At 69.4% G+C, this 24,404-nt stretch carries 16 protein-coding genes and 3 tRNA genes; 16 read left to right on the top strand and 3 right to left on the bottom strand.

Annotated features, from left to right (window positions below; all coding sequences use genetic code 11):
* Positions 1 to 9: 9 nt before the first annotated feature.
* The 5 genes from ccsA (at position 10) to IT306_04340 (ending at position 3,753) form a co-directional block, all read left to right on the top strand.
* Entirely contained in the window at positions 10 to 750 is a 741-nt protein-coding gene (ccsA, locus tag IT306_04360; protein MCC7367628.1) for a cytochrome c biogenesis protein CcsA, read from the top strand.
* A gap of 2 nt (positions 751 to 752) precedes the next feature.
* Positions 753 to 920, top strand: a complete 168-nt coding sequence (locus IT306_04355; protein MCC7367627.1) for a CcmD family protein — start codon at positions 753 to 755, stop codon at positions 918 to 920.
* A 104-nt stretch (positions 921 to 1,024) separates the two neighbouring features.
* Positions 1,025 to 2,761, top strand: a complete 1,737-nt coding sequence (locus tag IT306_04350) for a dihydroxy-acid dehydratase (GenBank protein MCC7367626.1) — start codon at positions 1,025 to 1,027, stop codon at positions 2,759 to 2,761.
* A gap of 183 nt (positions 2,762 to 2,944) precedes the next feature.
* Positions 2,945 to 3,154, top strand: a complete 210-nt coding sequence (locus tag IT306_04345; GenBank protein MCC7367625.1) for a hypothetical protein — start codon at positions 2,945 to 2,947, stop codon at positions 3,152 to 3,154.
* 122 nt (positions 3,155 to 3,276) lie between these two features.
* Positions 3,277 to 3,753, top strand: a complete 477-nt coding sequence (locus IT306_04340) for an SRPBCC family protein (protein ID MCC7367624.1) — start codon at positions 3,277 to 3,279, stop codon at positions 3,751 to 3,753.
* Positions 3,754 to 3,834: 81 nt separating this feature from the next.
* On the opposite strand, the gene IT306_04335 is transcribed toward IT306_04340, so the two are convergent.
* Positions 3,835 to 6,852 (bottom strand): glycine--tRNA ligase subunit beta, encoded by a 3,018-nt coding sequence (locus tag IT306_04335; protein MCC7367623.1) that lies wholly within the window; start codon positions 6,850 to 6,852, stop codon positions 3,835 to 3,837.
* 81 nt (positions 6,853 to 6,933) lie between these two features.
* Here IT306_04335 and IT306_04330 point away from each other — a divergent pair, with 81 nt between their 5' ends.
* The 3 genes from IT306_04330 to IT306_04320 all read left to right on the top strand — a co-directional run bounded on the left by IT306_04330 (position 6,934) and on the right by IT306_04320 (position 9,569).
* The gene (locus tag IT306_04330; GenBank protein ID MCC7367622.1) at positions 6,934 to 7,821 is read left to right on the top strand and encodes a dihydrofolate reductase family protein; all 888 of its coding nucleotides are present in this window, start codon (positions 6,934 to 6,936) and stop codon (positions 7,819 to 7,821) included.
* Between the two features lie 253 nt (positions 7,822 to 8,074).
* A complete protein-coding gene (locus IT306_04325) occupies positions 8,075 to 9,163 on the top strand; it encodes a mandelate racemase/muconate lactonizing enzyme family protein (GenBank protein ID MCC7367621.1) in 1,089 nt (362 codons plus the stop codon).
* 205 nt (positions 9,164 to 9,368) lie between these two features.
* Complete coding sequence (locus IT306_04320; GenBank protein ID MCC7367620.1) at positions 9,369 to 9,569, top strand: hypothetical protein; 201 nt, start codon at positions 9,369 to 9,371, stop codon at positions 9,567 to 9,569.
* 308 nt (positions 9,570 to 9,877) lie between these two features.
* Here IT306_04320 and metH read toward each other — a convergent pair whose 3' ends face one another.
* The gene (gene metH, locus IT306_04315) at positions 9,878 to 13,489 is read right to left on the bottom strand and encodes a methionine synthase (protein ID MCC7367619.1); all 3,612 of its coding nucleotides are present in this window, start codon (positions 13,487 to 13,489) and stop codon (positions 9,878 to 9,880) included.
* 31 nt (positions 13,490 to 13,520) lie between these two features.
* Between metH and IT306_04310 the strand changes: the two genes are divergently transcribed.
* Positions 13,521 to 14,525 (top strand): aldose 1-epimerase, encoded by a 1,005-nt coding sequence (locus tag IT306_04310; protein ID MCC7367618.1) that lies wholly within the window; start codon positions 13,521 to 13,523, stop codon positions 14,523 to 14,525.
* A gap of 192 nt (positions 14,526 to 14,717) precedes the next feature.
* Here IT306_04310 and IT306_04305 read toward each other — a convergent pair whose 3' ends face one another.
* Positions 14,718 to 16,988 (bottom strand): xanthine dehydrogenase family protein molybdopterin-binding subunit, encoded by a 2,271-nt coding sequence (locus IT306_04305; GenBank protein MCC7367617.1) that lies wholly within the window; start codon positions 16,986 to 16,988, stop codon positions 14,718 to 14,720.
* An 804-nt stretch (positions 16,989 to 17,792) separates the two neighbouring features.
* Here IT306_04305 and IT306_04300 point away from each other — a divergent pair.
* From IT306_04300 to IT306_04270, 7 genes are all read left to right on the top strand, one after another.
* The gene (locus IT306_04300; GenBank protein ID MCC7367616.1) at positions 17,793 to 18,650 is read left to right on the top strand and encodes an alpha/beta hydrolase; all 858 of its coding nucleotides are present in this window, start codon (positions 17,793 to 17,795) and stop codon (positions 18,648 to 18,650) included.
* A complete protein-coding gene (locus tag IT306_04295; protein ID MCC7367615.1) occupies positions 18,647 to 20,077 on the top strand; it encodes a DUF1887 family protein in 1,431 nt (476 codons plus the stop codon). The genes IT306_04300 and IT306_04295 overlap by 4 nt, the downstream gene beginning before the upstream one ends.
* Positions 20,078 to 20,117: 40 nt before the next feature.
* Complete coding sequence (locus IT306_04290) at positions 20,118 to 20,873, top strand: TIGR00730 family Rossman fold protein (GenBank protein ID MCC7367614.1); 756 nt, start codon at positions 20,118 to 20,120, stop codon at positions 20,871 to 20,873.
* 934 nt (positions 20,874 to 21,807) lie between these two features.
* Positions 21,808 to 21,945 (top strand) — tRNA-OTHER (locus tag IT306_04285).
* 33 nt (positions 21,946 to 21,978) lie between these two features.
* A tRNA-OTHER gene (locus IT306_04280) sits at positions 21,979 to 22,110 on the top strand.
* A 74-nt stretch (positions 22,111 to 22,184) separates the two neighbouring features.
* Positions 22,185 to 22,321: transfer RNA gene (locus tag IT306_04275), tRNA-OTHER, on the top strand.
* A gap of 265 nt (positions 22,322 to 22,586) precedes the next feature.
* Positions 22,587 to 24,242 carry a TROVE domain-containing protein gene (locus IT306_04270; protein ID MCC7367613.1) on the top strand — a complete coding sequence of 552 codons (1,656 nt, stop codon included), beginning with the start codon at positions 22,587 to 22,589 and terminating at the stop codon, positions 24,240 to 24,242.
* The last annotated feature ends 162 nt before the right edge of the window (positions 24,243 to 24,404 follow it).

The following is a 24,404-nucleotide window of genomic DNA, read 5'->3' as shown; positions in this document are numbered from 1 at the left end:
GACCACCTGATGCAACACGTGACTGCTATCAGCCCACCAGCCAGCCGGTCGCCAGCACTTGCCGTTGACCGAACCACCCTCATCCTCAGCGTGCTGGCCTTGCTCTCGATGGGCGCGGCCCTCTACGCCGCCCTGTTGTACGCGCCGACCGAGCGCATTCAGGGCAATGTGCAGCGGATCTTCTACTTTCACGTGCCACTGGCCTGGGCAGCCTACCTGGCGTTTTTCGTGGTGCTGGTGGCAAGCTGCGCCTACCTGATCCGCCGCGCGCCGCTCTGGGACGCCCTGGCGCGCTCGTCGGCCGAGGTCGGGCTGGTCTACACCACCCTCATGCTCATCACCGGCTCGCTCTGGGCACGGCCGATCTGGGGCACATGGTGGTCCTGGGACGCGCGTCTGACGACGACGCTGCTGCTCTGGTTCATCTACGTCGGCTACCTGATGCTGCGCAGCTCAGTGCAGGACGAGGAGAAGGGCGCCCGCTACGCGGCAGTCCTGGGGATCGTCGGCGCGCTCGACATCCCGATCATTCACCAGTCGGTGGTCTGGTGGCGGTCGTTGCACCCGGAATCGGTGGTGATGGCGTCTGGCGGCCCGGCGATGCCGCAGAGCATGCTGACGGCGCTCATCATCTCGATGATCGCATTCACCATCGTCTACGCCGTCATGGTGCTCTTCCGATTGCGCCTGGAGCTGGCACGCCAGGATATGCGCCTGATCCGACGCCGACTGAACGAGCGGGTGGACTGATCGTGGAAGGTAGTCTGGGCTTTTTGTTCGCCGCGCTGGTCGTGGTGTGGGTCGGGATCATCGGGTACATCGTGGTGCTGAGCGGCCGGCTGGGGGCGCTGCAGCGGGAGCTGGAGAGCCTGAAGCGCCAGCACGGCGACGACGACGCCGAGAACGAGCCGGCCGGGTAGGCACGTCCCCGTTTCTGCCACCATTCTGCAGGCACTGCGGCGGCCGCCGGGGCGGGCGGATTCGGCAGCAGCGACGCACACGAAGACCGAAAGCGAGCATCCAGATGTCTCAGGAACAGAGCGGCGGCTTCGTCGGCCACTCCGGGAACCGCAGCGTCTCACGGTACGGCGATCCCGGCCTCGCTGGCTTCATCTCCCGGTCGTTCGCCAAGAGCATGGGCTTCTCGGACGAAGATCTGCGGAAGCCGGTCATCGGCATCGCCCAAACCTGGTCTGAATTCAACAACTGCCACCAGCACTTCAAAGAGCTGGCGGAGGCCGTCAAACGCGGAGTCTGGCAGGCCGGCGGTCTGCCGCTGGAATTCCCGACCATCTCCCTGGGCGAGATCTTCCTCAGCCCGACCAGCATGTTCTTCCGCAACCTGATGGCGGTGGACACCGAGGAGATGATCAAGGCCCAGCCGATGAACGGCGTGGTGCTGCTCGGTGCGTGTGACAAGACCATCCCCGCGCAGTTGATGGGGGCGTTCAGCGCCGACATCCCGACCATCATGCTGACGGGCGGCCCGACGCTCTCGGGGCGCTGGAACGGCCGTGATCTCGGAGCCTGCACCGACTGCCGTGGCTTCTGGACCGAGTACCGGGCCGGGACCATCGATCACGAGACGCTGACCGAGATCGAAGACTCGCTGTGCCGCAGCGACGGCCACTGCACCGTCATGGGCACCGCCAGCACGATGGCGAGCGCCTGCGAGGCGATGGGCATCGCGCTGCCGGGCAGCGCCGCGATCCCCGCCCCTGACGCACGCCGCCTCCGCATCGCCGAGGCGACGGGCAAGGCCATCGTCAAGATCGTCGCGGACGACGTGCGCCCGTCGAAGATCGTGACGCGGGCGGCGTTCGAGAACGCCATCCGCGTGATGATGGCGCTCGGCGGCTCGACCAACGCGGTGGTGCACCTGCTGGCGGTGGCCGGCCGCTTGAGCCTCGGCATCACGCTGGACGACTTCGACCGCATCGCCCGTGAGACGCCGCTGATCGGCAACATCCGCCCGAGCGGCAAGTGGCAAATGGAACAGCTCTTCGAGGCGGGCGGCATCCCGGCCGTGATGAACGAGCTGCTGCCGCTGCTGAACAGCGACTGCATCACCGTGACCGGCAAGACCGTCGCCGAGAACCTCGAGACGGCCTCTGTCAAGCGCCGCGACGTGATCTCGCCGCTCGGCGAGCCACTTTTGCCTGAGGGCGGCCTGGCGATCCTGCGCGGCAACCTCGCCCCCGATGGCGCCGTCATCAAGCACGCGGCCGGCACCCCGAGTCTCTTCAAGCATCGAGGACAGGCCATCGTCTTCACCAGCGTGGAGGACGTGACGGCGCGCATCGACGATCCGGACCTGCCGGTCACGAAGGATTCGGTGCTGGTGATGCAGAATGGCGGCCCGGTTGGCGCGCCCGGCATGCCTGAGGCCGGCAACATCCCGATCCCGAAGAAGCTGCTGGAGCAGGGCATCCGCGATATGGTCCGCATCTCGGACGCACGGATGAGCGGGACGGCCTACGGGACCGTGGTGCTGCATGTAGCGCCCGAGGCAGCTATCGGCGGCCCGCTGGCGCTGGTGCGCGACGGCGACTGGATCGAACTGGACGTGGAGGCGCGCACGGTCACGCTGGACGTGCCCGAGGAGGAGCTGGCCCGCCGCCGGGCCGCCTGGACGCCGCCCGCGCCGACCTACCAGCGTGGCTGGGGCAAGCTCTACGTCGAGACCGTGATGCAGGCCAACACCGGCGCGGATCAGACATTCCTGTTGCCTGTCAGGGAGAGCGCACCGGCCGAGGCGTAGGCGCGCGTGTGCCGACGCGCACCCATTCTGGGCATCAAACTCGGGCGCACGTGCGGTGGCATACTGATTGCAGCAGAGGGCGGCTGGCGGCCGGCCAGAGGCGGGCAGAAATTGCAGCCGAAAGCGCGCCGGATCTGGCTACACTTGAGACTGATAGCTGTACGGCTGAAGGAGGAGGACACCGTGTTTGGCTTCATTTTCGGCGCCGTGGTCGGCGTGGCCAGCTACTGGGCATACCAGCGGTACATTGTCGGTTCCGACGACGATGCGTTCGCCGATTTCGACACCGGTACGATCGACCGGCCGACCGCGAGCGAGGTGCATGGTCGCCCGTCTGAGACGGTCCCGGGCTACAGCGATCCGGCGGCCGGCTCGGCCAACCCGAGCGCGTAGTCTCGAATCCGCGCGCGGAGTGCAATCGCAGGCGGACAGGCCGGCGCACCGGCAGGGGCGGCAGCGTAGCCGCCCCTCTTTGCTGCTCCGCGCCATGCCTGGCCACAGACGCGGCGTCGCGCGTGGCTGAGCGCGCTCGGCGTGCCTACGAGACGATCATCCGGGCGGATGCCGATACGGTCTACCGCCTCGTGGCCGAGCTTGAGCTGTGGCCGGCCCTGATCCCGCACATCAAGTCGGCGCGGGTGGTCGAGCGGCTGGGACGCCACCGGCGAATTGTGACTGTACGGGCCTCGTGGCGCGGGCTTCCGGTCGGCTGGCGCGCCATCCAGCTCTCGGAGCCTGAGCGCCGCCGCGTGACGTTCCGCCACCTGATCGCGGCCACGCGGGGGACGACCGTGTCCTGGACCGTCGAGCCCGCCGGCGAGGACACCGTCCGGCTGCGCGTCGAGCAGCAGGTACGGCTCGCGCGCTTCGTGCCGGGCCGCTCACTGGTGCGCGCGATCGTAACTGAGCGCATCGGCCCGGAGATGGCCCGCCGGATGCTGGAGCGCATCCGCGAGATCGCCGAGGGCGGCTCGCTGGCGGGCCCAGACTGACCGTGCGCGGGTTCGCTGAACCGAACGGGGACCTCGCCCCCGACCCTGGGAAGCCCTCGCCCGCGATGAAGGTTCTCCCACCTACGCGCGGGGCAGCGGCACCTGCGCCACCTCGAACGAGCGGCGGGGCAGATCGCGGATCCGCTGGAGGAGGCCAAGGCGGCTCTCCTTGAGGGCCGGGTCTTCGGCCATCACCAGGACGTCGGTGAAGAAACGGTCGATGGGGTCTGCCAGGGGCAAGACGGCCGCCACAAGACCGTCGATATCGTCGGCGGACACGGCGGACGCCTGAGCCTCGGCCCGCTCGTATGCGGCCAGGAGCGCCGTCTCGGCCGGCTCCACCAGCAGCGCCGGATTGATGCTGAGCGCGCCATCGCGCGGGGCGATGCGGTCGGCCCGCTTGACACCGGCCATCAAGCGCTGGAAGTCCGGCGACGAGAGCGCCGCCTCCAGGCTGGCCGTCGTGGCGGCAGCGAGGCCCGGGCGGTCAGCCTGGACTGCCAACACCGACTCGACGATCTCCTTCATGCGGCCCTGTTCCACCAGCCAGTTTCGGAGCCGCTGGATCAGGAACGCCTGGAGGGCCGTTCGCCGCTCGCTGGACAGCGCGACCGGGACCTGCTGGGCGGCGAGGTCGATCAGACCGTCGAGCGACACCGGGCTCTTGAGCGCCACCAGGATGGTCAGGAGGCCGAGGCCGGCCCGCCGCAGCCCGTACGGATCCGACGAGCTGGTCGGTTCCAGGCCGGCCGCGAACGCCGCCACCAGCGTGTCGAGGCGATCTGTCACCGCCAGGGCTGTCCCGGCGGGCGTGGCCGGCAACGCATCGCCTGCGTGGCGCGGCTGGTAGTGCTCGGCGATGGCGCTGGCGACGCCGCTGCTCTCGCCAGCGGCGGCGGCGTACACACGGCCCATGACGCCTTGAAGCTCGGTCAGCTCGCGGACGAGGCCAGTGGCGAGATCGGCCTTGGCGAGATGCGCCGCCCGCCCGAGGGTCTGACTGTCGGCGTCGAGTTGGAGCGCCGAGGCGACGGGGGGCGCGAGCTGCTCCAGCCGTCCGGTCTTGTCGAACAGCGAGCCGAGACCTTCCAGGAAGGTGAGCTGCCGCAGCTCCGGCACGAATTCGGCCAACGGCTTCTGGAGATCCTGGCGGTAGAAGAACAGCGCGTCGGCGTAGCGCGCCCGCAGAACTTCCTCGTTGCCGTGTACGACGATGTCGGGCCGGTTGCGGCGCGCGTTCGCCACCGCCACGAACTTCGGCAACAGCTTGCCGTCCGGACCGTAGATCGGGAAATAGCGCTGATGCTTTTTCATGACCGTGACCAGCGCCTCGGCGGGGGCCTCCAGGGCGGCCGGATCGAAGCTCCCGAGCAGCGGCGTCGGCCACTCGACAAGGTTGGCGACCTCGTCCAGCAGGGCGTCGTCGGCGTCGAGCCTGCCGCCAACCGACGCTGCCAGCCGCTGGCTCTGGTCGAGGATCGCCTGCCGACGGGCAACCGTCGACAACTCGACCCCCAGCTCGGCCACGAGGCCACGGTACGCCGCCGCCGAGGCGACGGTCACCGGCGTCTGCGCCGAGCCGCGCGGCGGGCGCGTGCTGTCACCCGACCCGACGCGCGCTACCGTGGCCGGCACGACCTCGCCGCCCCACAGCGCCAGCAGCCAGCGCACTGGCCGCGAGAACGTCACCTCAGGCGTCTCCCAGTACATCGCGCGGCCGAAGCGGAGGCCGCCGTACAGCCTCTCGATGCACTCGCCCAGCAGCTCCAGGGCCGGCCGCGACTCGACTCGCTTGCGAGCCATCACATAGGTCCGTCCACCCTGCTCCTCGGTGGTCAGATCGTCAACCGACACGCCGTTGCTGCGAGCGAAGCCCTCGGCGGCGCGGGTCGGCTTACCCTCCTTGTCGAAGGCGGCTGAGGCCGGCGGCCCCTTCACGACCTCCTCGCGGACCGCCTCCTTGACGCCGACGCTGCTGGCCGCCAGTACGAGCCGACGGGGCGTCGCGTCGATGGTCAGGTTCTCGAAGGTCAGACCGGCCGCCGTCAGCGTGCCGGCCGCCCGCTCCTTGAGCTGGGCCACTGCCGACGCCGTGTCATCAGATGGCAGCTCCTCAACGCCGAGCTCGACCAGCAGATCGGCGCGGCGGGTCGGATCGAGGTCGGCCGCCGCCCGTGCAGAAACCGCTGGCGCGGCGCCAGTCGCCACGGCGGCAGCCTCGCCGTCATTTAACAGCGGATACCCCAGGCGTTCGCGCTGCTCGGCGAACGCCGTCGCCGCTCGCCGCGCCAGCTGCCGCATCCGCCCGAGGTAGGCTGCCCGCTGCGTCACGCCGACGGCGCCGCGCGCGTCCAGCAGGTTGAAGGTGTGCGAGCACTTCAGCACCAGGTCGAGGCCCGGCCCGACCATGTCCCGGTCGAGCGTCCGCTTCGCCTCACCCTCGTACAGGTCGAAGATAGTGCGGAGCGTCTCCACGTCGGCCAACTCGAAGTTGTAGGTGCAGTGCTCGATCTCGGGCTGGCGGTAGATGTCGCCGTAGGTCACGCGGTCGTTCCAGCGGACCTCAGTCATCGCCTTGACGCCCTGCAGGTACATGGCGATCCGTTCGAGACCGTAGGTGATCTCGACGGCCGGCGGGTTCAGGTCGAAGCCGCCGCTCTGCTGGAAATAGGTGAACTGGGTGATCTCCAGCCCGTCGAGCCAGACCTCCCAGCCCAGCCCCCACGCGCCCAGCGACGGCGACTCCCAGTTGTCTTCCACGAAGCGGACGTCGTGGTCCTGGTCGCTGATGCCCAGCTCGGCGAGGCTGGCGAGGTACAGGCCCAGCGGGTCGGCCGGGGCCGGCTTCAGGATGACCTGATACTGAAAGTAGTGCTGAAAACGGTTCGGGTTCTCGGCGTAGCGGCCGTCAGCCGGCCGGCGCGAGGGCTGCGGATAGGCCACAGACCACGGCTCAGGGCCGAGCACACGCAGGAACGTCGATGGCGCAGCCGTTCCAGCTCCGACCTCGACATCGTAGGGCTGTGCCACGACGCAGCCCTGCGCCGCCCAGTACGCGTCAAGTCGCATGATGATGTCTTGGAACGTCAGGCCGGTCATCGTCCCTCCGAAGATACTCGGAGTTATAACCCCCATCAGGGCCGCTCGCAGACTCGACCGGGGCACGCCGCCGAGTCGCCGGTGCAGACCGCCCACGCCGACCAACCTGCTCACCTGACACCATCCGCTCGGGAGGCCATCCTGCGCCAGATCTACCCCTCAGACGCTGCCCGCGACGTGCCACAGGACGAGGTATATGGCGGCCTTGAGCTGCCCGCCGGGCCGAGTGTATCGGGCGCGCGGCCGTACATCATCCTGAACATGGTCTCGACCGTCGATGGTAAGGTGGCGCTGGCCGGCTCGGCGGCGGGGATCGGCAGTCGAGCCGACCGGCTGGTGATGCGGCAGGTGCGCTCGCTGGTGGACGCCGTCATCATCGCGGCAGGCACGCTCAGAGCCGAGATCTGCGATCCGCGCGTCGACCTCCCGTTCGTTCGGCGGCGGCTGGAACGCGGACTGGCCGGCCAGCCGCTGGCGGTCGGCGTGTCGGCATCGCTCGACCTCGAGCCGACGAACCGCTTCCTCGTGAACGGTCGCGAACGGACGGTGCTGATCACGACGCGGGAAGCGCCCGCCACGCGGGAAGCTCGCCTGACGCCGTACGCCACGATCCTCCGTCACGGCCAGGGCAGGGTCGATCTGGCGGCGGCGCTCAGGACGCTCGCCGCCGACTTCGGGGTGCGACTCCTGCTCTGCGAAGGCGGCCCGAGCCTGAACCAGCAGTTGCTGGACGCCGGCCTGATCGACGAACTCTTCTGGACGCTCGCGCCGAAGCTGGCGGGCGGCGCCGGCAAGACGATGCTCCAGGGGCCATCCCCGACCGCGCGAATCGCGGCGCGTCTGGAGCTGGTCTCGTTGTTCGAGGAGGCGGGCGAGCTGTTCGCGCGATACCGGCTGCCGCGCGGGGCCTCAGGGGCGTACCTTCGCCAGGGTGATCGCACGTTCGTTGATGTTCCCGGAACGCCGTGAAACGCGCAGTCGGGGGTTGAAACCGCCGCCGACCATCGGGCGTCGCGCTGTGGCGCAGGGAGATACCCGTCGCCTCGCAGGCACCGAAGCCCGTCGCAGCGCGATGGTGTACGGTAGGCGGGGCTTTCAAGCCCTGACGATGCTGCTCGATGTGCCCAGCGTGCAATCGCCCCGGTACCTTCGCTGGCGGACGGCTCCCGGCGACGGGTAGCATCCGCCCCGCAAGCGCACGTGACGACGGGAGAGCGCACCGATGCAGATCACCGAGATTCGTTCGCGGGCCGTGTCGGTCCCGCTGGAGATCCCGATTCGCTCGGCGATTCGTGTGAGCGACCGCGTTGACATCGTGGTGATCGACGTGCTCACCGACACCGAGATCGTCGGCCAGACCTACATCCAGGCGTTCGGGCCGCACCAGGCGCGGGCCGTCCGTGCCCTGGTGGCCTACCTGGGCGACGCCCTGCGCGGCGAGAACCCGATCCTGTCTTTGCGCTGCTGGCAGGTCATGGACCGGGCGATCAACCTGCTGGGCCGGGGCGGCATCGCGACCTTTGCGCTCTCTGGGATCGACTGCGCCATCTGGGACATCGTCGGCAAGGCCAGCCAGTCGCCGGTGGCCATGCTGCTCGGAGCGGCGGGCGACCGGTGCGCGGCGTACCAGAGCGCTGGCCTCTGGCTGGAAGATCCGACCACGCCGATCCTCTCGGAGCAGGCCCAGGCGTTCGTGGAGCAGGGCTTCCACGGCGTGAAGATGCGCGTCGGGCGTGCCGATCCCGAGGCCGACATGCTGGCCGCGCAGGTCGTCCGAGAGGCGATTGGGCCGCAGATCATGCTGATGATGGACGCGAACCAGGGGTGGTCAACCCCGCGCGCCATCGGCGTCGGGCGCTCGTTGCAGCAGTTCGAGCCGCTGTGGATCGAGGAGCCGGTCGATCACGACGACTTCGCGGGGCACGCCGAGGTCGCCCGGGCCCTGACCGCCCCCATCGCGACCGGCGAGAACGTCTACATGCCGCGGGGCTTCAAGCAACTGATCGACGCCGGGGCCTGCGACATCGTGATGCCTGACGTGCAGCGCGTCGGCGGTGTGACGGGGTGGATGCGCGTAGCCGCGATGGCCGAGGCCGCCCGTCTGCCGATTGCCAGCCATCTCTTCCCCGAGATCTCGGTCCATCTGCTGGCGGCCAGCCCCACGACGCACATCCTCGAATACATGCCGTGGGCGCAGCCGATCCTCGCCGAGAAGCTGGTGGTTCAGAACGGGGCGGTCTTCGTGCCGGCGCTGCCGGGCCTCGGGCTGGTCTTCGACGAGGCGGCCATCGAGCGCTTCGCCTACGACTGAGGCGATACGCGGATGCGCCCTCCGTACGTGTTTGCGATGCATCCGCAGCTTCTTCTGTCTCATTCGCGGCACGATATGTCGTGCTGCGGCACGCTCTCTGCATTGTCAGGGGTAGTGTTCTGATGAGCCGAGCACGACTACGGCTGAGGCGACCGGCTTGCTGAAGCTCTGGAATCCTCGCCCGCTGACTGCAGAGGTGGAGAAGATGGCCGCAATGGGACCGTACGACAGCAGCCTTCAGATGTTCGTGCAGACGCCGCGCGAGATCGACATGACGCGGTTGGCGTTCATGCGATGGCTGGCGGAGGCCGGCCGGCTGGAGCATCGAATCGCCGGCCCGTCGAGCGGTCCGCTGGCCGGACAAGAGCAGCCGCGCTCCAGTCCGACAGCCCCGGTGGCAGTGTAGCCCGACCACCCGCCCAGGAGAGAAGGACGGCCGCCAGGGCGATTGCACGTTCGTTGATGTTCCCGCAACGCCACGAAACGCGCAGACGGGGGTTGAAACCCCCGTCTACGGTCATGCCGTCGCTGCGCGACGGACGACGGGAACACCGTCGACGGGCGCGACGGGAGCGTCGCGAAGCGACTGCAGGATGGTAGACGGGGCTTTCAAGCCCCGACAACGCTGCACGACCCGCCCAACGTGCAATCGCCCTGGGACGGCCGCCCCGATCTGTCGGGCCGGCCGTCTGTGTCTGTCGGTCGCAGGCTGTGCTACAGAGCGGCCGTGAGCGCATCCCCCACCTCGCGCGAGCTTTCGCGGCCGGCGGGCAGAACCCCGAAGTACTTCGCCCGCGGATGGTGGATCACCAGCGCCACGGTGCTGTGCTCCGGATCGAGCTGATCGCCCTCGGTCAGGTGGAGGCCGATCCGGTCAGCGCCAAGCGCCTTCAGGACTGGCCGCTGCTGCGCGAGATCGGGACACGCGTTGTAGCCCCAGCTGTAGCGGCGGCCACAGTCCTCTGGCAACCCGAGATCGGCGCGCACCCGCCGGTTGACGACCTCGGCCAGCGCCTCGGCCACGGACGAGGCCAGACCGCGGATGTAGAGGCCACGGCTGTACTCGCCTTCGCGCTCCAGGCGCTCGTAGACGGCTTCGGTCTGACGGCCGGTCGTGACAGCCTGGAATGCGACAAGGTCTGGCCGTCCGCCGATTGGCTGGAAGTAGTCGGCCAGACACAGCTTCTCGCCGCCGGCCTGCCGTGGGAACGGCAGCCGCATCAGCTCGTCCTCGTGCTTCGGATCGTTCGGGTCGAGCACCACCAGCTCGTTGCCGTCGGCGACGGCCGGGTAGAAGCCGTAGACGGCATGGCCGCGCAGCCAGCCCTCGCGGATCGACTCGGCCTTGAGCTCCTCCAGCAGCGGCAGGAACTCGGTCTCGATCAGGCGCTGCCGCTCCGTCTCGTCGATCTTGCGAACGCCCCAGTGCAACCGGAACAGCGTGTTCAAGTCAAGGTGCGGCCAGACCTCCTCCAGCGGCACCTCGATCTGCTTCGCGCCGAGGAAGGCCGGGCGCGGCGGCGTCACCGGCGCCACCGCCGAACGGCCCGTCACGGCCTCGGCGACGGCCTTCGGGGCTTGCCGGCTGGCGTGGGCCACGGCTTCCTGGTGGATGCGGTCCACCATCATCGAGCGCTGCTCGGGATCGCTGAGACCGTCCATGATCTCCAACCCCTCGAAGGCGTCCTTGCAGTAGAAGACCCCACCCTCGTAGGGGTTGCCGTCTGGGAGCAGCGCCGCCCGCCGCCCGAACGCCCGGTTGATCGCCGCCCCGCCGATCAAGACCGGGATGTTCAGGTTGCTGGCCGCCAGCTCCTGGACGCAGATCGGCATCTGGCGCGAGGTGGACACCAGCAGGGCCGAGAGGCCGATGGCATCCGCCCCGACCTCCTTCGCCTTCTCGATGATCGTAGCGACCGGCACCTGCTTGCCCAGGTCGTAGATGGTGTAGCCGTTGTTGGAGAGGATCGTGTTGACGAGCGACTTCCCGATGTCGTGCACGTCGCCGTAGACGGTCGCCAGGACAACCTTCCCCTTGGTGTAGCCCTCGCGCTTTTCGAGGAACTGCTCCAGATGGCTCACGGCCTTCTTCATCGCCTCGGCGCTCTGGAGCACGAACGGCAGGATCAGCTCACCCGCGCCGAACTTGTCGCCAACGTCCTTCATAGCTGGCAGCAAGATGTCGTTGAGGACGTCGACCGGCGAACGGGTCAGCAACGCCTCGTCCACGACGGCCTCGATGCCGTCCTTCTTGCGGAACAGGATGCGGTTGTGTAGACGCTGCTCGACGGGCAGATCGACGTCGGCGTCCGCCGCGCCGCCGCCCGAGGAGACCTCAACGCCCTCGAAGCGGGCGATGAAGCGCGGCAGCGCATCGGGCTTCCGGTAGTAGATCAGGTCTTCGGTGATCTCACGCGCGTCGGCCGGGATCTCGGCGTACGGCGTGATGTGGCTCGGGTTGACGATAGCCGCGTCCAGCCCGGCCTCGACGCAGTGGTGCAGGAAGACCGAGTTCAGGACGCCGCGCGCCGCCTGCGACACGCCGAACGAGACGTTGGAGACGCCGAGCGAGGTCAGCACGCCCGGCAGCTCCTCCTTGATGCGGCGGATGCCCTCGATGGTCTCGGCAGCGTCGTAGACCAGCTCTTCCTGGCCGGTCGTGACCGGGAAGGTCAGCACGTCGAAGATCAGATCCTCGGGCCGCAGCCCATGCTCGTCGACGGCGATCTGGTGGATGCGCTTCGCGATCTCCAGCTTCCGCGCGGCGGTGTGGGCCATCCCGACCTCGTCGATGGTCAGCGCCACCACCGCCGCGCCGTGAGTCTTCGCCATCGTCAGGACGAGATCGGCCTTCTCGCGGCCGGCCTCCAGGTTGATCGAGTTGACGATCGAGCGGCCAGGATTCGCCTCGAGCGCCGCGCGGACCACGTCGGGCTCGGTCGTGTCGATCACCAGCGGCGCGTCAACGCCGGCCCGCAGCCGCTTGACCACCTCGACCATCTGGTGCGCCTCGTCCGAGCGCTCGGTGAGCGCAACGCAGACGTCGAGAACGTGAGCGCCGCCGTCCACCTGCTCGCGGGCCACGTCAAGGATGGCGTCGTAGTCGTCGGCCAGCAGCAGCCGCTTGACTTTGCGACTGCCCTGGCTGTTGACCCGCTCCCCGATCAGGAGCGGCGGCGGCTGCTGGAGCAGGTCCTGCGCCCGCATGGCGCTGGCAACGCGCGGCACAAACGGCGCCTGGAAGACCCGCCGGCGCGGCCCGTGCACGGCCGTCCGCAGGGCATGAATGTGTTCGGGGGTCGTGCCGCAGCAGCCGCCGACCGCCGCCACGCCGTACTCGTCCACAAACTGCCGCAGTTGCTCGGCCATCGGCTCCGGTTCGAGCGGATAGACCGCCCGACCGTCGACGTTGATCGGGATGCCGGCGTTCGGGATGACGGTCAACGGCACGCGCGCCAGTTCGGACATGGTGCGGATCGGCACGCGCATGTAGTCCGGGCCGGTCGAGCAGTTCAGCCCGATGACGTCCGCGCCAGCATGCTCGAGGATCACGATGGCGGCAGCCACGTCCGTCCCGAGCAGCATCCGCCCGGACGTGTCCAGCGACACCTGGGCCTGAATCGGCACGCGCCGCGTACCCTGCTCGAAGGCCCGCAGGATGCCGGCGATGGCCGCCCGCACCTCGAGGATGTCCTGTGCCGTCTCGATGAGCAGCACGTCTGCGCCACCATCGACGAGCGCACGCCCCTGCTCCTCGAAGATGTCCATCAGCTCGGCGAACGTGATCTTCGAGAGCGTCGGGTCGGTGGTCGCCGGCAGGAATCCTGTCGGGCCGATCGAGCCGGCCACGAAGCAGGCCGTGCCACGGCGCGCGGCCTCGGCGTCTGCCGCCTGCCGCCCCAGTTCGGCGGCACGCCGGTTGATCTCGTAGGTCTGGTCGGCCAGCCCGTACTCGTCGAGCTTCGGCCGGCTTCCCCCGAACGTATCGGTCTCGACAACGTCGGCACCGGCCTCCAAGAAGGCCCGGTGGATGTCCAGCACGACATCCGGGCGGGTCATGATGAGCGCTTCGTTGCAGCCCTCAAGCGTCCGTCCGCCGAAGTCGTCGGCCGTCAGGTTGCGCGCCTGCACGCTGGTGCCGGTCGCTCCATCGTAGATCAGGACGCGCTCTCGGAGGGCTGCAAGGTAGTCTTGGGTCACGCTCACGATCCATCCGGGGGATACCGGTATTGTCGCGGTTCGCCCCGGAGGCACGCCAATCTCGGACCTGGGCGGCAGTCCGTCTCCGAGTGTGCCCCGCCACGCTGTCGCGGAGGCTGCTACCATCGGCCAGACATCGCCAGTTGGTGGGAGCATCGTGGGAGATCAGCAGGCCGGCGCATTCCGCGCCATGGAGAGCAGGTTCTTTGACGTGCCATGTGTGACGCTGTCAGACGCCGACGCCGGCAGCGAGGCGATTGTTGTGCCGTCACTCGGGTTCGCTTGCGTGGCGTTCAGGATCCAGACGCCGCGGGGGGGATGGTCCGTGCTGGCCGAGCCGCCCGACCATGACAGCCTGGTCAACCGGACGACGCGTTACGGCATCCCGATCCTCTACCCCTGGCCGAACCGGATTCGGGATGGCAAAACGCGCTTCGGCGGGCGCGACCTCCAGTTTCCGCTGCCGCCGAACGGCCCGCACGCCATTCACGGCGTCGCTCGGGCGCGGGCCTGGACCGTCGATGCCAGCGGCGCTGACGCCGAAGGCGCGTTCTGTCGAGCCAGCATCGTCCTCGGGACGGATGCCGACGATGTCTGGCCGTTCGCCACCCAATTGCGCGTCGAGTATCGCCTGAAGGGCCGCGAACTGTTCGTGATCGCCGAAGCCGCGAACCTCGGGAGTGAGCCGATGCCGATGGGGTTCGGCACGCATCCGTGGTTCGGGATGCCGCTCGGAGCGGGTGGCAGCAAGGAGACGCTCGAAGTGCGGGCGCCGGCGCGGGCATTCTGGGAGCTGGACGAGACGCTGTGCAGCACCGGGGCGGTCAAGCCGGTCAGCGAGGGGTTCGACGCCCGCGAGTGGCACGCCATCGGCGACACCTTCATCGACGACGTGTACACGGATCTGCCGCTGACTGACGGCTGGTTCACCGCCGAGATCCGCGACCCTGCCAGCGGCCGGCGGGTGGCGGTCCGCTCCGACGCGGCGTTCCGCGAGCACGTGGTCTTCGCGCCGCGTCACGGGCAGGCGGTCTGCCTGGAGCCGTACACCTGCGCCACGGACGCCTTCAACCTCGACGCGCGCGGAATCGACGCCGGGACCATCGTGATGGAGACGGGCGACACCTGGCGCGGCGTGTCGGTGATCGAAGCAAGCTCCTGACGCGCTGAGCGAAATAATCGGGGAAGACCCTCACCCCCGGCCCCCAAAGCCGTTCAGCGAGGACGCCATCCGCACCGCGAGCGTCAGCGAGTCGAACCTGCGACCATTCGGGTCCACTCGCTGACGCTCATGGTACGGAATCACGACCTCTCTGAACGGCACTGGGAGTGAGGGCCTGGCCTCCCCGCGCTCCTACCCCTTCATCGCGGCGATGACGGCCTCCGAGGTGATCGGCACCTCGGTGATCCGCGCGCCGATGGCGTCCTTGATCGCGTTGGCGATGGCAGGCATGCACGGGATCAGTGGCGGCTCGCCGACGCCCTTCGCGCCGTACGGCCCGAAGTCAGACGCCACCTCGACCTGGATCGCCTCGATATTCGGGGCGTGGCCTGCCGAGGGCAGCGCGTAGTCGAGGAAGCTCTGCGTGGTGATCTGCCCGGACTCGTCGTAGGCCATGCGCTCGTACAGAGCCTGCCCGATGCCCTGGACGATGCCGCCGACGATCTGCCCGTCGACCTCGGCCGGGTTGATCGCGAAGCCCACGTCCTGGCAGGCCACGTAGTCCAGAATCTTGACCTTGCCGGTCTCGGTGTCCACGGCCACCCGCACGGCGTGGGCCGCGAACGCCGGCGACTGGTTCGTGATCGCCGAGGAGCCCCGACCGTAGACCGGCTCCTTGGGCGACCCTGGCCCCATCGTCAGCGAAGCGATCTTCTGAAGCGTCGTGCTCCGGTCTGGCACACCCTTCACGCGAACCGCGCCGTCGACGATCTCGATGTCGTCCACGTCGGCTTCGAGCAGGCCAGACGCGATGTTGAGCACCTGCAGGCGCGCATCCTCAGCCGCCTTCTGGACGGCCAGCCCGACCGTGTACAGCGTCTTGGAGCCACCCGCGCCGCCGGAGTACGGGGCGTTGGACGAATCGCCCCGGGTGATGATGACCTGCTCGGGCGTCAACCCGAACGCCTCAGCCGTGATCTGCTTGAAGCTGGTGTCCGTGCCGCTCAGGTCCACCGATCCGAGGACCGCCGTCACGGTGCCATCCGGATTCAGGCGGCAGATGGCCGTGGCCGGCTCAAGTCCGCCCGGCCAGCCGCCCAGGGCCATGCCGACGCCCTGCTTGACCGTGCCGTTGCTCTGCTTCTTGGCGACAAGCGCCCGGTAGCGACTCTCCAGCTCGGACATGCACTGTTTGAGGCCGATCTTCGGCCAGGGCACGTTGTTCGGGCGCAGGGTGCCCTCGTCGGCCGCGTTCTTGTTCCGCAGCTCGAACGGATCCATGCCCAGCTTCTCAGCCAGCATATCCACGGTGGACTCGGCGGCGAACGCCGCCTGCACCGCGCCCGGACCGCGATAGGCGCCGGCCGGCGTCTTGTTGGTCAGCACCTCGTAGCCACGGATGTCGATAGCCTCGTAGTTGTACGACGCGCCGAGCAGCAGCGACCCGATGGAGAGCGGCGACCCGGAATAGGCGCCCGTGTCGAATACGACCTTCGCCTGCATCGCCGTGATAGCGCCATCCTTCTTCGCCCCGAGCTTGATCGTCCAGACGGACGGCGGGGCCGGATTGGCGGCCAGGAAGTCGTCCATGCGGGTGTATTCGAGGCGGATGCTGCGCCCAACCTTCACGGCGACGGCGGCGGCCAGCGCCTCGGTCAGCATGAACTTCCCGCCGAAGCCACCACCGATGGTCATGGCGACCACCTTGACCTTGCTGTTGGGGAGGCCCAGGGCGGCGGCGACTTCGTTGCGGGTGTAGAAGATGGCCTGGGTGCTGGTGTAGACCGTGATGTCGCCCAGCGGATCGACGCTGACGGCGACAACCTGCGGCTCCATGTAGCCCTGGTGCACCATCGGCAGCCGGTAGGTCTCCTCAACCACGACGTCGGACTCGGCCAGCACCTTGTCGATGTCGCCGCGCGTGAAGTGCAGGTTGGACGACACGTTGGCCGGCAGCACCTCGTCAGACGCCGCGCCGCCGCCGCCGCCACCGTGCATGGCCGCCTCGGCGTTCTCCTCCAGCGGACCGTCGCCGCGCGTATGCGGCGCGTCGGCCTCCAATGCCGCCAGCAGGTCAACCGCCGCGTCCTGTGGGTCGTACTCGACGTCGACCAGCGCCACGGCGTCCTCGGCGGCAGCCCCGGACTCGGCGACCACGACGGCGACCGGGTGCCCGTGGTAGAGGGCGCGGTCACGAGCCATGAAGTCGCGCTTGCGGGAACCGGAACCCGGCTCGACGAAGGGCAAGTCACCCGCACGGTAGACGCCGACCACGCCCGGCACCTTCTCGGCCTCGGACGTGTCGATGCTGACGATCCTGGCGTTCGCATACGGACTCAGGACGAGTCGGGCGTGCAGAAGGCCGGGGATGCGCAGGTCTCCCGTGAAGCGCGCCTGTCCGGTCACCTTCTCGGGACCATCGACGCGCGGCAGCGACCGTCCAACGACGGCGTACTCTGGCATGTAGTGGCTCCTCGATGGCTTCATAAGCCGCCGCACCAGCTCTCCACAGCCGGCAGCAGGCGGGACGGGCCGCGCAGGTCAAACACCGTGCGACCGTTACGATGATAGCCCGCGTGACTGGTTCGCGTCCGCAGTTCGGGCCACGGGCACAGGGCGATTGCATGTTGATGTCGTCGTGCCGCCGCGTCGGGGCTTGAAAGCCCCGCCTACGATCCTGCAGTCGCTGCGCGACGCTCCAGTCGCACCAGTGCCGGCTGTTCCCGACGGCCGTCGCGCAGCGACGGCGTGACTGTAGGCGGGGACTTCAGTCCCCGACCGCCCGTTCCATGATGCTTCGGGGACACCAATGAACATGCCATCGCCCTGATGCTGCTACCAGTGCAATCGTATGTTGAGCGCGTCGTGCCGCCTCGTCGGGGCTTGAAAGCCCCGCCTACCATCCTGCGGTCGCTGCGCGACGCGCCAGTCGCACCAGTGCCTGCCGTTCCCGACGGCCGTCGCGCAGCGACGGTGTGACTGTAGGCGGGGACTTCAGTCCCCGACCGCCCGTTCCGTGATGCTTCGGGGACACCAATGAACATGCCATCGCCCTGTCACTCACCCAGGGCGATGGCATGTTGATGTCGTCGTGCCGCCTCGTCGGGGCTTGCGGCATTTCGGGAACACCCATGAACAGGCACGTGCCCAGGCCCTTTGAGCAGCCCGTGCGAGAGCATACAGGTACACAGCCGCCCTGCCGATGTACAACACTCTCCAGTGCCCGGAATCGCGCTGGGCGCCTTGGCGACAGGAGAGGGAGAGACGGTGGAGGCTCAGGAGCGGCGCATCGAGCTGCCGGGCATCACGCTGCGGGTGCGGGAGTGGGCGGCGGCTGGCTCGCCCATCGTGCTGGTGCACGGCCTGGCATCCAACTCGCGGATCTGGGACGCGGTGGTCCCGCACCTCACGCCCCACCATCATGTCGTCGCGCTCGATCAGCGCGGGCACGGCCTCAGCGACCGCCCCACGGACGGCTACGCCTTCGCGCGCGTCGTGGGCGACCTTCACGGCGTCATCGGCGCCCTCGGGCTGCAACGGCCGACCCTCGTCGGCCACTCCTGGGGCGGGAACGTCGTCCTCCAGTACGCCGCCACCCACCCGCAGGCCGTGCAGGGGCTGGTGCTGGTGGACGGCGGCTTCATCGAGCTGTCCGCCTTCCCCGGGCGGGACTGGGAGACGGTCAGCGTCGAGATGGCCCCGCCAGACCTGACCCACTTCACGCTGGACGAGCTGCTGGAGCGCGCCCGCACCTCGCGGGACTACTGGAATCCAGCCGGCGAGGCGACCCTCCGCACCAGCTTCGAGGTCCGGCCCGATGGGCGGATTCAGCCCCGCCTGCGCCGTGAGGATCACCTGGAGATCCTGCGGGCGCTCTGGGAGCAGAGGCCGTCCACGCTCTACCCGCGGGTCACCGCGCCGACCCTCCTCGTGCCGGCCCGCCGCTCCGACGCGACAGGCCGGGCCGCCGAGATGGCCCCCTTGCGTACCCAGCTGGTCGAGCGGGCGGCGACGACCCTCCCGAACGGCCGGCTCCAGTGGTTCGAGGAGACGGTGCACGACATCCCCCTGCAGCGGCCGGCCGAGCTGGCCCAGGCGATCCTCTCGGTGGCCGGCGCTTCGTGAGCGAGCGCGACCATCGCGACGAGGGCCGGCCGGAGCAGCGGCATATGGGCCACGGTGAGCCGCACGCTCGGCAGCATCCGGGGGCGCACAGCCGGCCGCGCGCCGAGGGCAAGCCGTGGGGGGGCAACGGCAGCACCGGGCGGCTGGTGCCCCGCCGCCGGCCGGCCGAGCCGCCGACCAGTGCGCCGCCCATCCCGTTCGACGGCCGCCCCATCCTCGTGACGCTCGTCGGGGACGAGCCGCTCGCGCCGCTGGTGCTGGCGCAGCACCTCAACGCCGGCCGCGTGATCTGCATCGGGCTGCCGGTCGTGGAGTGGCGCGTCGAGCCGCTGCTGGAGATCCTGCGGCAGCACGGCTGCTCGCCGGCCTGGATACCGCTCAGCATCCTGGACGTGCCGGCCGGGGTGGACGAGATCGAGCAGCGGCTCGGCTTCCAGAACGGCGATCCCGTCATCTTCGACCTGACCAACGCACGCGGGGTTCTGGGGTTCGCCCTGTACGAGCTGGCCCACCGCCGCGAGTCCGTCGCACCTGAGCGCAACCGGCTGGTCCGGGTAGACTGGAGCGACCGCACCCTGCGCGCCATCAGCCCGGACGACACCGCCGCCGAGCCGCTCCGTGCGAACGTCGGGCTGGCGGACTACCTGGGCGTCCACGGCAAGGCGCTGCTGGGACGTGAGCGCACCCCGGGCAGCCCCTCGCCGTTCGGAGAGGCGGCCCGCCGGCTGGCCCGCTCGATCCCGCAGGCGCGCCCGCTGATCGAGGCAACCCACCGTGGCGGGGCCGACCGGCCGCTGCGGATCCACCACCGGCGCGCCTCGGCCCACCTGATCGACGGGCTGACCTGGGATGGTGTGCTCGAGCAGCGCGGCGACGCGGTCTACGCCACCAGCATGCGGGCGTTCCAGTTCCTGCATGGCCGCTGGCTGGAAGAGTACCTGTTCGAGATCGCAGATGCCTCCGGCCAGTTCGACGATTGCGCCTCCGGGGTCCGCTTCCGCTGGACGTTCGCGGGCGAGGAGCGGCCAGCCGGCCAGCTCGACGTAGACAACGAGATCGACTTCGCAGGGACGGCGGCCGGCCGCGCAACCATCGCCTCCTGCAAGACCGGCGGCCACGACGTGAACGGCCCCCTCTACGAGCTGCTGACGCTGGCCGAGCGCGCGGCCGGCCGCTCGGTGGTGACCGTCTTCGCGACGACCGACACGCTGGATCGGGCGGCGCGGCACCGGGCAGCGGCGCTCGGCGTGCGGGTGGCCGACGCGACGCGTCTCCCCAACCCTGACACCGTGCTGGAGCTGCTGCTCAACGGCGTGTCGGCGACGCGGTCCGCCGCGGACGAGCACCAGGACGCGCCCGGCCCACACGCCGCCCGCGCTCCACGACATCGCCGCCGAGACGCCCACCAGGAGGCCCCTCGTGCATAGCCCCTTCGAGCCTGACGAGCTGCTCTTCGAGGACGACGAGCTGCCACAGCAGCCCAACCCCTCGCTTAACCTCGCGGCGCGCACCGGCCGCCCCACCGAGGACGAGCAGCTGCTGATCAGCCCGACCCAGAAGACGCCGAGCCAGCGCGCCGACGATTTCACCCACACCGACCCGTGGCGGGTGCTGCGCATCCAGGGCGAGTTTGTGGCTGGCTTCGACGCGCTGGCAGATGTCGGCCCCGCCATCACGATCTTCGGGTCGGCCCGCACCCCGCGCACCGACCCGATGTACGGGGTGGCCGTCGCCACGGCCCGGCGGCTGGCGCGGTCCGGCTTCGCGATCATCACCGGCGGCGGCCCGGGCATCATGGAGGCCGCCAACCGAGGCGCGCGCGAGGGGAAGGGGCGGTCCATCGGCTGCGGCATCGAGCTGCCACACGAGCAGGGCCTGAACGCCTTCGTGGACGAGGCCGTCAACTTCCGCTACTTCTTCGTCCGCAAGACGATGTTCGTGAAGTACGCCGAGGGATTCGTGATCTTCCCGGGCGGCTTCGGCACGCTGGATGAGCTGTTCGAGGCGCTGACGCTGATCCAGACCAGCAAGGTCCGCAACTTCCCGGTGGTGCTGGTCGGCACGGCGTACTGGAAGGGGCTGATCGACTGGGCGCGCGGCACGATCCTGGCCGAGGGGAAGATCGGGCCACACGACCTGGATCTGCTGCAGTGCACGGACGACCCGTCCGAGGTCGAGCGGATCGTGGTGGACTGCTACAACCGGAACTGCGCCGGGCGCTAGCGGCTGGGGGTGAGGTCCGCGAAGGAAGACATCTTGACGTTTGAACGCCCGATTTGACGCAAGTGGGCAATCGAGCGGGCTTGCGGTGCGCTCGGCGGCGTGCTATTCTTCCCGAAGGCGTCCGCGACTGTATGTCGTTGGGCGCTTTTTTGTGCACTGGAGCGGTCGGCCGCCGCGACGGGCACAGGCCTGAACTCCCGCGATCGGCCGTTGCGAGCAACGATGGCAAACCCCGTACAGACCACAACCGAACAGGAACGTGAGGCTCATACGTGACGTGTGATTCCTCTCTGGCGCACGTCGCCGGCTCGTTCGGGCTGGGGCAGGCGCCTGGAACAGCCGGCCCTGCTGGGACGTCTCTCCTGGCACGGCCAATCGCAGAGCAGCCCCTGGACGGCCGGCGCCATCTCGGAGCAGCCTGGCCCGCTCGACGGGCGAACGCCTTCCAGATGGCCGGCCAGGCGCACCTGCGACGCGCATATCCCGGGCGCTTCGGCGCCCAACCACGAGTCCTCCTTCGTGTCCCGCTCCTTGACAACCGCAGATTGGTGCTGAGAGACCAACTGGCAGCCCCGTCCGGCCTGGGCCGGCAGCGGGCGGCTGCCCTGGTTCCATCTCTCCTTGCCCGGTATGCGGCGGTGGGACGCCGGTCCGCGTGGCGCAGTCTCCAGACCTGGGAGCGGCCCGCGGACTCCTGAACGCAGACAGCCTGCGCGCGGGACTGGACCGTTCGACTCGGTCTGCCGGGCCCCGTGAAGCCCTCGACGTCCTGCTGGGAGATGGAGCCATCCGCCGCGTTGCCCGGGAGCGATCCGGGGCCGTGCGGCTCGCGTCCAGGAGGACGCCGAGGGCTTCATGGCAGGCGCTGGGGAACGACGCCCCCCATCGCCGGGACAACTGCATCCCCGCACGGCACGTCCGGAGCGGGAAACCTGGGGGCATGGCGGAATTGGCAGACGCGATTGACGACGTCCTCGCTCAGATCTCGCCCGGGTATGGCTCGGGCCGGAGGGCAAGGGTTACCTCAACGACTTGGAAGAGTGTCCAGGTTCGAATCCTGGTGCCCCTACCAGCAGCAGCCGCGCGGCTGCTGCTCCCCGCCAACGGAGGTTGTGGCTCTGCGGAGAGCGCGGGCGGATTCCCTGGCCGTCTCCTTGTCCGTCTTCCTGGCGGGCCGTAGGTTGAGGGTTATCAAGAGACGCCCGAGGTCCAGGTTCGACTCCTGGCGCCTCCACCATGTTCTTCCCCCTTCCCTCTTCCGACGCACTCGCCTACGCCACCCGGCGTGGGCGGCTGGCGTCCACCCTCCTGGGAGACGTAGCTCGTGGCATGAGCGCCCTAACGCCTTTGACCACAATTTGCCTGCCGTGGGACCACCCACGCGGGCCGAAGGCTGAAGGTTACCGCCTTAACGCGGGGAGGACCGGGTTCGAATCCCGGCGTCTTCCACCAGCCGCGCGCGGGCCGACGCAGCTCGGTTCTCGGTTCTTCAAGTTCGATTCTTGACACATGTCGCGGCGTGAGGGCACCCTCCCGCACCAGCGTGTGGTCCGAGCCGCACCCACTTGCCCGCACGGCTGCAACTGACGCCCCGTCCCCGGTGGGGAACATCGTGGCCGACTGCATCGCCGATGTCATCAGCGTCCTCGTAGACACTGCCGCGAGGACGATCTCTGCTCCGTGCCCATCACCGAAGGAAAGGAGGTGCACCCCATGGGCATCCTGGACACGCTCAAGAACATCACCACCCGGCAGACCCCGCAGTCCGAGAAGATCCTCGGCTCGACGCAGACGCCGAACAGCGCCGGCGGGTGGGTCTGGCCCGTTGACGACACCGTCCGGCTGGACCGCTTCCTGATCCTCGGGTCGGAGGGCGGCTCCTACTACAGCTCCGAGCGCACGCTCTCGCTGGAGAACGCCGAGGCTGTCGTGCGGGCCATCGACGCGGACGGGCCGGCCGTCGTGCGGCGCGTGGTCGAGATCTCCGAGGCCGGCCGTGCCCCGAAGAACGATCCGGCCATCTTCGTGCTGGCGCTGGCCGCCAGCGTGGGGGACGCCGCGACGAGGCGGGCCGCGTTCGAGGCGCTGCCGCGCGTCTGCCGAACGGGGACGCACCTCCTGCACTTCGCCCAGTTTGTGGAGGGGTTCCGGGGGTGGGGGCGCGGGCTGCGGCGCGCCGTGGCCGCCTGGTACACCCAGCCTGCTGACCGCCTGGCCTACCAGGCGATCAAGTACGGCAGCCGCGACGGCTGGTCGCAGCGCGACCTTCTGCGCCTGTCGCACCCGAAGGGCGTGACGGAGCAGCACGCCGCGATTCTCCACTGGATCGCGCGGGGCTGGGAGTGGGTCGGCGCGGAGCCGCACCCCGATCCGGTCCTGCGACGCATCTGGGCCGTCGAGCGGGTCCGCCGCGCCGAGACGGTCGAGGAGGTCGTGGGGCTGGTGCGCGAGCACCGGCTGCCGCGCGAGGCGGTGCCCACGCAGTGGCTCGGGCAGGCCGCCGTCTGGGAGGCGCTCCTGGAGACGGACATGCCGACCACGGCGCTGATCCGGAACCTCGCCACGCTGACGCGGGTCGGGCTGCTGGTCCCCGGCAGCGACGCCACCCGGCGGGTCGTACGGCACCTGCGGGATGCCGAGCGGCTGCGGACGGCCCGGGTCCACCCCATCGCCGTGCTGGCCGCGCTCAAGACGTACGCGTCTGGGCGCGGTGCGCGTGGGCAGGGGACCTGGGACGCCGTGCCCCAGATCGTCGATGCGCTGGACGGGGCGTTCTACACCACGTTCGAGAACGTCGAGCCGACGGGGAAGCGCTGGCTGCTGGCGCTCGACGTGTCCGGCTCGATGGGCGGCGGGACCGTCGCCGGCGTGCCGGGGCTGACCCCGCGCATCGCCACGGCCGCGATGGCCCTCGTCACGGCGGCCCGCGAGCACGACTACGAGGTGGTCGCGTTCTCGGCGCCCTCTGGCGGCGGGTACGGCGGGGCGTTCGGTGGGGGTGACTCGGGGATCACCTCGGTGCCGCTCTCGCCTCGGCAGCGGCTCGACGACGTCCTGGCCCTGACGGACACGATCCCGATGGGTGGGACGGACTGCTCGCTCCCGATGCGCTGGGCGCTGAAGGAGAAGCGGAAGGTTGACGTGTTCGTGGTGTACACGGACAACGAGACCTGGTACGGCGACATCCACCCGGCCCAGGCGCTGCGGCAGTACCGCGAGCAGACGGGGATCCCCGCGAAGCTCGTGGTGGTGTCGATGATCGCGAACCCGTTCAGCATCGCGGACCCGGCCGACGCCGGCATGCTGGACGTGGTGGGGTTCGACACGGCAACCCCGGCGATCATGGCGGACTTCGCCCGGGGGCAGTGAGAGGCCCTCGTCCCCGGGTCTGGAAGGCCCTCGCCCCCGGGTCCGGAAGGCCCTCACCCCCCGGCCCCCTCTCCCTGTGCGCGGGAGAGGGGGAGAAAAGCAAACTGCATGTGTCTCCCCCTCTCCCCCGCACAGGGAGAGGGGGCCGGGGGGTGAGGGCCT

The organism is Chloroflexota bacterium (assembly GCA_020850535.1).
Lineage (GTDB): Bacteria > Chloroflexota > UBA6077 > UBA6077 > JACCZL01 > JADZEM01.
This window is presented reverse-complemented; position numbering and strand designations above follow the sequence as displayed.